Source organism: Sphingomonas abaci (assembly GCF_014199625.1).
In the GTDB taxonomy this organism is placed as follows: Bacteria; Pseudomonadota; Alphaproteobacteria; order Sphingomonadales; family Sphingomonadaceae; genus Sphingomonas; species Sphingomonas abaci.
The window spans coordinates 1-6,898 of the sequence record NZ_JACHNY010000028.1 but is presented as its reverse complement, the minus strand read 5'-3'; the positions used below and the strand labels follow the sequence as shown (position 1 = coordinate 6,898).

Genomic DNA, 6,898 nt, shown 5'->3' with positions numbered 1-6,898 from the left:
CATGTCGGCGCTATTTAGAAAAGACACTTTCTCTGCCAGATAGAAATGACACTGCCTCGTGGCAGCGGGGGCAGCGTGGAGCCCCTCAAGCAGCGCAGCGCTGCCCCCGCTGAGGCGATGACCTCTCGACTCTTTCGCCTCGGACCCGCTGCGCCAGCAGCGGGCTCGGTCACGCCGTTTTGGTCAGTGAGTGAGTGAGCAGCCTGCGCTTCGCTTTGCATTAGGCTAATCCGATTGTCGGTGCTGAGAAGTAAAGTCGAGATGTACGGCTTGAAAACGCCGAGCACCCTCAACTAGCGTTTCAACACATGCGCTCACCTCATGCACGCGAGTCGTATTTTGGTCCACCATCGCCATGATCTTTGTAACCTCATCGCTTGTTGCGGCAACATTATCACGGATCGCCTCTGCGGTGTGGGCAGTTTCGTCAATCGCGGCCGCAACTGCAATCACCCGCTCTTGCTGGTCGCTACTGCCGGCGCGGACCGCATCAGCATGGCGGCTGATGCTCCCAACGGCACGCTCGATCGTGCTATTCGCCTCAACTGCTTTCTGAACCGCCTCGCGAATGGCTTTCAGGTCAGCCTCGGTGTGCATGGCCGCCTCTGCGGTTTGGTCCGACAGCGCCTTAACTGCCTGAGCGACGACGGCGAAGCCCGCGCCGGCGCTACCGGCACGCGCCGCCTCAATCTGCGCGTTAAGTGCAAGTATGCGGCTTTGCGCCGCGAGAGAGCGTATGTTGTCGATAATAGCCGTGGCGCTCTCTGCGCGGATGGCTAGCCCATCCACCACCACGTTGCCCGAATGTGCCGCACTTAATGCAAGTCGCGCCTCCCGCGCAACGCCGTGGAGGTCGGCGACCAGTTCATGGAAAATACGACCGATCTCTCCGTTTGTCGCAGCCGCATCGCTCATCGCGTGGGCCGACTGTTCTGCTGCCACTGCGAGTTCGCTAAGCCGACCCGAGGTCTCCCGCATCGACCCAACCATAGTGGAATGGCGGGAGTTCGCATCGCCTGCGGCGTGTGCAATCGACCCTCTGGCCTCATGAACGTCGGTATGGAATAGCCTGGCCTCGCTCTGCCGTTGCTCCATCATGGCGGCCGCCTGACGTTGGTGGGTCACGTCCTCGTAGGTTAGGACGGCTCCATCCCCATTTCGCGGATGGTAAGCGATCCGCAACACCATACCATCGTCATAATGATGAAAAATCTCCTTGAACTGGCCCGCCAGCTTCCAGGCACGATGGTTGGCATGGATCGAGGCAATGCGAGCAGCCGGCCATCCGACACTTGCTCCCACACATTCGAGAAAGTCGCGCAAGCTATTTCCGCGTGCGACCCTGGCATCGGAGATGTCGAACAATTCCAATGTCTTCGGAGTAATGAAAAGGATTGTCTCTTCTTCATCAATCACAAGGATGCCATGATTGATATAATCCCGCGCTATGGAAAACGACGCTGCTTCGTCAAGCAAGTATGCCTTCTCCGATCCTGTCAGCGCCGCTGAATTCACTTGATTTCTCTTGAGAAGCCATGCTGCGCGAATCTGCGCCGATGCAAGGGTATCCGCCGGGTTCGACGTTTGCGCATGTACGTTTATCCTGAGTGGCGCGGCAACAGGGTTCTCCGGGAAGGCTCCATAAAATCAACCAGGTTAACAGCTTTGTCGGTTTGTGACGTATAGGGAATCCGCGATGAACGCGCCCTCAGTCTTCGATCACCTGCCTGACCTTGCGGGCGAGTGCATCGAGCGAGAAGGGCTTCGACAGGAATGCGACACCGGCGTCGACCACCCCGTTATGGACAACGGCGTTGCGCGTGTAACCCGTCGTGTACAGCACCTTGAGGCCGGGGCGGAGGGTTTCGGCCTGATCGGCAAGCTCGCGGCCCGTCATGCCGGGCATGACGATGTCGGTGAATAGCAGATCGATCTTCGGCATGGTGCGGAGTTGCTCGAGAGCCCGCATGCCATCGGTCGCCTGCACGACCGTATAGCCGAGCTCGCGCAAGGCATCGACCGACATGTGACGGACCTGCTCTTCGTCCTCGACGACGAGGATCACGATGTCAGCCGTACCGGTGGGTGCGCCCTGACCTTCCTTGCAGTTGATCCCCGGTGCCATGTCCTCGCCGATATGACGAGGCAGGTAGAGTTTGACCGTCGTTCCGCGGCCGGGCTCCGAGTAGATTTTGAAGTGTCCGCCGGACTGCTTGGCGAACCCGAACACCTGGCTCAGCCCCAGGCCGGTGCCTTTGCCGACACCCTTGGTCGTATAGAACGGCTCAATCGCCCTCCTCGCCACGTCCTCGGGCATGCCGATCCCTGTGTCGGTGATGGAGACCAGCACATATTGTCCCGGCCGGACCTCATCGTGAAGCTGGGCATAGCGCTCGTCCAGATCGCTGTTTGCCGTCTCGATTGTGAGCTTGCCGCCGGACGGCATCGCGTCGCGGGCATTGACTGCGAGGTTCAGGATCGCGTTCTCGAGCTGCGGCGCGTCCGCGCAGACCCGCCATACGCCCGCTGCCAGCGCCGTTTCGACTTCGATTGCCTCGCTGACCGTGCGATGGATGAGTTCGGACATGCTTCCAACCAACCGGTTCGGATCCAGCACCTTGGGTTCGAGGGGCTGCTGACGCGAGAAAGCGAGCAAACGAGCGGTGAGGGTGGCGGCGCGCTGAGCGCCTTCGTTGGCGCTGTCGAGATAGCGGATCGCCTTGGGGTCTTCGGCCCCGGTCAGACGGCGGCGGAGCATATCAAGCGAACCGATGACGACCGCCAGCATGTTGTTGAAATCGTGTGCGATGCCGCCAGTCAGCTGGCCCAGCGTTTCCATCTTTTGAATTTGCCGCAGCTGCGCTTCGGCCTGATCCCTGGCTGCTGCCTCCGCCACAAGCTTTTCATTGGCATGGTGCAGCTTCCCGATGCGGTCGGCCGATTGTCGGATCGCGGCATAGGCCAGCAACATGACGAGTAGCGCGCCTGTCGCAAGCAGCATACGCGTGACGAAAGCGATGCGATCCGCTGCCGCGGTTCGCTCGGCGAGCAATCGTCGCTCTTCCGCTCGCATGTTCTCGATCAGACGTGAGAGGCCCGTCATCATGCGCTGGCCTGAGCCCTGCCGCATGATGGCGATGGCCTCTGTAACCCTGCCGAAGCGCGCCAGCTCGACCGTGGCGGCCATCTCCCCCATCTTGGCACGCACGGCCAGGCGCAGCGTGCGAACGGCTTTGTGCTGCGCGGCATTATCGGCCGTTTCCCGGTCCAGCATATCGATTTGGCCGGGTAGGCGCGTGACGGCAGCGTTATAGGGCGGCAGATAGATTGGCGATCGGGTCAGGAGATAACCCCTCTGCCCTGTCTCGGCGTTCGAAACCAGCGAATGGACCAGGTTGAGATCGCGCTCCACTTCCAGGCTATGCCGTGCCCAATTGGCCGCACTGTCCTGACGCACACTGAGCCACAGGCCACCACCCGTCACCACCGCAAGAAGCAGGAAGCCAAGCGATAGCGGGAGCAGCATCAGGAAGGAACGCGATGGAAACATTCTGCTTCTCTAGCAAGATCGAGCTGCCGGCGCGATGTCAACATATCGCCCGGTTCATCCAAAGCGTTTTCCGCTGCCGATCGGCGGACCCGGTCGGGCTCTATCCCGTTGATTATGATTCGAAGTGATCGGCGAGGTGATGAATGCCGGAAGAGCGTATCGTGGCTGTGGGCTTGTTGACCGAAGCGGACCTGCGCCTGCTGGGGGCAGGTTTTACCCGGCTGTTTCCGGTGGACGAAACACCGTGCTTCGGTCAGCTGCTCGCTGCCATCGATGACGCCGATCGCGAGTTGCACCGCGCTCGGGATCGGCTGCCAAGATAATGGCATCTTTGCCTGACGATGTCTTACGCCAATGATGCCGCACTCTCCTCCTCCGCATCCGGATCGCGGCCATGTTCGCGGTCAAGCCAACGCATTACAGGCGTCACGGTCAGACCGTGCAACAGGATCGAGAGCAGCGCCACCAGACCGGTGATCGCCCATAGGCGTTCCGCCTCGTGCCATTGTACAGCGTTCAAGGCATAGGCGAGATAGTAGAACGACCCCACGCCGCGAATACCGAAAAACGCGAGCGTCGCCTTCTCCAGCCGGTCGGCCTTGAAGCCGGCAAGTCCGACAAGACCAGCCGCGGGCCGAACCAGCAGGATGATGACGATCGCGGCCACGACATCGACGCTGCGCAAAGGAGCCAGCAGGCCACCGATCAGCGCCCCGCCGAACAGGAGCAGCAGCACCATCATCGCGATGCGCTCGACCTGCTCGGTGATATCATGCATCTGCCGATTGAACGCATGATCACGGTGCGAGCGGCGTAGCGTCAACGCGGTGATGAACACGGCCAGAAAGCCATAACAGTCCAACATCTCGGTGATGCCGTACGAAACGAGCGTCGCGGAAATGGCGATCAGCCCGTCGCCGGTCTGTGCCAACCGCGTTTCGGCAGGAACGTGGAAGGTCAGCCAGCCGAAGGCGCGCCCGATCAACCAGCCGCCGAGCGTGCCCACGGCGATCTCCCACAGCACGTTGTGGAGCACCCATTCGCATGCCCAGGGCTGACCGGTATGCGCCGCCAGCGCCAGCGCGATCGCCAGGTTGACGAAGGGAAAGGCGAAGCCGTCGTTGAGGCCGGCTTCCGAGGTCAGACCGAACCGCACCTTGTCCTCCTCACCACTGCGCGGCGGCCCGACCTGCACGTCCGCGGCAAGCACGGGATCAGTGGGTGCGAGGCAGGCTCCCAGCAGCAGCGCGGCGGTCCATGACAGGCCGAGCAGCACTCCTCCGATCAGCGTGATCGCGCCGATGCTGAGCGGCATCGTGATCGCCAGGAGCCGCCAGGTGACGTTCCACTTGCGCCAGCTGAACACCCGGTCGAGCTTCAGCCCCGCGCCCATCAGTGCGATGATGACGATGAGCTCGGTGAGCCGTTCGGTGACTTGCGGCCAGACCAGCGGATCGGGGCGCACCGAAACGCCGGGAAGGGAGAACACTCCCGCCCCGATCGCGATGCAGATGATTGGCAGCGACAACGGCAGCTGCCTCAACGCCAGCGGCAGCCATGCCACCAGCGCGATCAGTACGCCGGCACCGGTGAGCCATAGAATGTAGGGCTCAGGGGGAGAGAAAACGGGCATCCGCGCTCAACGCGCCGAACGGCTGTCAGGTGCGCGCCGTTCCCGACCGCCCCTGCTCCTTTAATTGTGTCCGGACGATCTACGACCCGTGCCACTATCTGCCAGTATTGGGCACGAAGCCTAGGCATTTCGCGAGGGGGCTTTTGGCCAGCTGGCGGCCCCAAGCTGTGCGGTAACGGCGTCGCAGGTTCAGCGCACATACTCGCCGAGGCCACGCGCGATCAGCTCGTCGTTCGACAGCCGTGGTCCGCGTTTCAGCTTCGGCGTGCAGAGGCGACGCCGGTCGATCTTCTCGCCGGCAGGCTGCTGCGTCGGCGCGTACAGCCCGAACGACGCCGAGCTGCGCGCCGGCTCGTTGTTGTTGCGCTTCCGGTGATGCGGATTCTGCGCCTGCATCGCCTGCGCCATGGCGAGCGCGGCGCCAAGATGCTTGCTGTCGACGATCGCCGCCTGGTTGACCTGCCGCATCTTGTCGAACACCCGGTAGGGGAGGGCCTTGTCGTGGTGGCGGATCTCGATCCGTCCGTCGGGATACTCGCAGACGTGGACCCGCTTGCCGGCAAGCGAGCGGGCGAGGGGAGTGGGGTCGAGGATGAACATCGCCTTGTTATGGTGGATGGCGAGCGACTTCGTCACCGACCGCTCGTCCTTCCACACCATCACCGCATCGACGTCGTCGCGCGGAGCCAGCATCCGGTGCGCGTCCTGCGGATCGCGGGGAGGGCAGGCGAACCGCTCGTTGTGCCGGGCCATGTAGGCGGGCAGGAAGGCGTTCGCCTCGGCGATCGACGAGATGCCGGCAAGTCGCATCGCCTTGACCAGCCGGTCCTGCAGCGTGCCGTTGGCGCGCTCGACCCGGCCCTTGGCCTGCGGCGAGTTGGCGCAGATGATCTCGATGTCGAGCGCCTTCAGCGCGCGGCCGAGATGCGTCATGCCGTCGCCCTCCGCGGTCGCGTTGTTGTTGCGGAAGGCGCCATGCTTGTCGGAATAGAGCGCCACCGGCTTGCCGTGCCGGCGGATACAGGCGGTGGTCGCGCGCATGTACGAGAACGCACTTTCGCTCTCCGCCATCTCGAGGTGCATCAGCTCACTGGTGGCATCGTCGATATAGACCAGCAGGCTGCACCGGGGCCCGCGCCCTTCGAACCAGTCGTGGTCCGAGCCGTCGACCTGGATCAGCTCGCCGCGCCGGCCACGCCGGTCGCGCATCTGGTGGACCTGCGCGCGTTTCGCTCGCTTCGCCGTCCATAAACCCGCCTCGATCATCAGCTTGCGCAGTGCCTCGTGCGAGATCCTGATCCCGTGGGCCTCGGCGAGATACTCCGCCGCCAGCGTCGGCCCGAAGTCGGCATAGCGCTCGCGGACGATCGCGATGACACGCGCGCGAAAGGCGTCATCGAACCGCCGGTTGCTCGGACGGCCGCGCTTCCTGGAGATGAGGCCGGCCGGACCATCGGCGCGCAGCCGGCCCAGCAGACGGAACACCTGCCGTCGCGCGAGCCCGAGCAGCGCCATCGCATCCTCGATCCGCAACTCCCGCCGGTCGACCCGCATCAGCGTGTCGAACCGCGATATCTCGCCTGCGCTCATCGTCATCACCGCCGTCATGCGATCGCCTCCACCTGGCGACGATCATGGCACCCGACGTCCGCTTGTCAGCTTAAAGTGTCATCTCTAAGTTGCGGAGAGGTGTCATTTGCACGTTGCGCTTACAC

5 protein-coding genes are annotated in these 6,898 nt (G+C 62.9%); 1 reads left to right on the top strand and 4 read right to left on the bottom strand.

Annotated features, from left to right (window positions below):
* Positions 1–225 precede the first annotated feature (225 nt).
* Together GGQ96_RS20890 and GGQ96_RS20885 are read right to left on the bottom strand one after the other, a co-directional pair.
* The gene (locus tag GGQ96_RS20890; protein ID WP_184117167.1) at positions 226–1,515 is read right to left on the bottom strand and encodes a methyl-accepting chemotaxis protein; all 1,290 of its coding nucleotides are present in this window, start codon (positions 1,513–1,515) and stop codon (positions 226–228) included.
* Between the two features lie 193 nt (positions 1,516–1,708).
* Positions 1,709–3,550, bottom strand: a complete 1,842-nt coding sequence (locus tag GGQ96_RS20885; RefSeq protein WP_184117166.1) for a CHASE3 domain-containing protein — start codon at positions 3,548–3,550, stop codon at positions 1,709–1,711.
* Positions 3,551–3,693: 143 nt separating this feature from the next.
* Between GGQ96_RS20885 and GGQ96_RS20880 the strand changes: the two genes are divergently transcribed.
* The gene (locus GGQ96_RS20880; RefSeq protein ID WP_184117168.1) at positions 3,694–3,873 is read left to right on the top strand and encodes a hypothetical protein; all 180 of its coding nucleotides are present in this window, start codon (positions 3,694–3,696) and stop codon (positions 3,871–3,873) included.
* A 23-nt stretch (positions 3,874–3,896) separates the two neighbouring features.
* On the opposite strand, the gene GGQ96_RS20875 is transcribed toward GGQ96_RS20880, so the two are convergent.
* The gene (locus GGQ96_RS20875) at positions 3,897–5,183 is read right to left on the bottom strand and encodes a cation:proton antiporter (RefSeq protein WP_184117165.1); all 1,287 of its coding nucleotides are present in this window, start codon (positions 5,181–5,183) and stop codon (positions 3,897–3,899) included.
* Between the two features lie 189 nt (positions 5,184–5,372).
* Complete coding sequence (locus GGQ96_RS20870) at positions 5,373–6,791, bottom strand: ISNCY family transposase (protein ID WP_184117164.1); 1,419 nt, start codon at positions 6,789–6,791, stop codon at positions 5,373–5,375.
* Between the last annotated feature and the right edge of the window lie 107 nt (positions 6,792–6,898).